Source organism: Microbacterium sp. CnD16-F, assembly GCF_024124465.1.
In the GTDB taxonomy this organism is placed as follows: Bacteria; Actinomycetota; Actinomycetes; order Actinomycetales; family Microbacteriaceae; genus Microbacterium; species Microbacterium gawkjiense.
This window is the reverse complement of the sequence record NZ_JAMXSA010000111.1, coordinates 1-1,581: the sequence shown is the minus strand read 5'-3', so window position 1 is coordinate 1,581 and position 1,581 is coordinate 1. Positions and strand designations below refer to the sequence as shown.

At 72.0% G+C, this 1,581-nt stretch carries 1 protein-coding gene; it reads left to right on the top strand.

Features of this window, described 5'->3' with window-relative positions; all coding sequences use genetic code 11:
• Positions 1–201: 201 nt before the first annotated feature.
• Positions 202–1,581: glucose-6-phosphate dehydrogenase (gene zwf / locus NH287_RS14985; RefSeq protein ID WP_253036247.1), on the top strand; the 1,380-nt coding region annotated here is incomplete at its 3' end.

Sequence of the window (1,581 nt, the reverse complement as noted above, 5' to 3'; positions counted from 1 at the left end):
CTGGCGCGGTCTGCGCGCCGACAAGACCGTCGCCGACGTCGAGACCGTCCCGGACCACCGACCCGGCCCGACCTGACGCTGCCCCCGCCGACCACCACGGGCGTCCGTCGCACGACCACGTCACGTCCAGTCGGCATGCGCTCCACCACGGTCGCTCCTAGCGTGGAACGTGACCCCGTTCCCCTGACGCCAGGACGTGTCGTGAGCTCCTCCTCTTCCCTCCCTCCGCAGGTCGTCGTGCTGTTCGGCGCGACCGGTGACCTCGCCAAGCGCAAGCTGTTCCCCGGTCTCTACCGGCTGGCGCTCGCCGACCGGCTGCCCGCCGACTACCGCGTCATCGGGTCCGGGCGCCACGAGCCGAAGAAGGACTTCCGCGAGCAGGTGATGGACGGGCTCAAGGAGTTCGTCGACGACCTCGACGTCGACGTCGCCGAGCAGCTCGTGTCGCGCACCAGCTTCCAGACCTCCGACGCCGACGACGGCAGCGACCTCGCGGCCGCCGTGCGCGACGCCGAGTCCGAGCTGGGCGACGACGCACGCCGCCTGGTCTACCTGTCCGTCCCGCCCGCGGCGATGGAGCCGATGATCCGCATGCTCGGCGAGACGGGCATCGCCGACGGCGCACGCATCGTCGTGGAGAAGCCGTTCGGCACCGACCTGGAGTCGTCGCGTTCGCTGCAGGCGACGCTCGACGAGGTCGCCGGCGAGGACAGCGTGTTCCGCATCGACCACTTCCTCGGCAAGGAGGCCGTGCAGAACGTGCTCGCGCTGCGCTTCGCGAACGGTCTGCTCGAGCCGTCGTGGGACGCCGAGCACGTCTGCGCCGTGCAGATCGACGTGCCGGAGGAGCTCACCATCGAGGGCCGCGGCAGCTTCTACGAGGCCACCGGCGCGCTGCGCGACATGGTCTCGACGCACCTCTCGCAGGTGCTCGGTTTCCTGGCGATGGAGCGGCCCGAGAGCATCGACGCCGACCACCTCCGCGACGCGAAGGCCGCGGTGTTCGCCGACGTGCAGCCGCTGCGCGCCGAGGACGTCGTCCGGGGCCAGTACGAGGGCTACCGCGACGAGGAGGGCGTCGACGACGACTCCGAGGTGGAGACCTTCGTGGCCGTCCGCGTGCACGTCGACAACGACCGCTGGCGCGGCGTGCCGTTCCTGCTGCGCACCGGCAAGGCGATGGCGGCGACCCGCCGCACCGCGACGCTGTTCTTCCGCGCCCCGGAGCCGCTGTTCGACGAGCGTCAGGACGGCGACGACCGGCTCGTGCTCGAGCTCGGCGAGGCGCCCGAGGTGACGGCCGCGCTGCACGTCAAACGACCCGGCCCGACGTTCGAGCTGACGCGCGCCTCGGCCACCTTCAAGCTCCCCGAGGACGACCCCGAGCACCGCCCGCTCGAGGCGTACGAGCGGCTGCTGCTCGACGTCATGCACGGCGACCAGACGCTGTTCACGCGCGGCGACGAGGTCGACCGGCTCTGGCAGGTCATCACGCCCGTGCTGGAGGACCCGCCGCCGGTGCAGTCGTACGAGAAGGGCTCGTGGGGCCCGCAGGCGGCGCTCGACCTCGCGGGCGAGCGC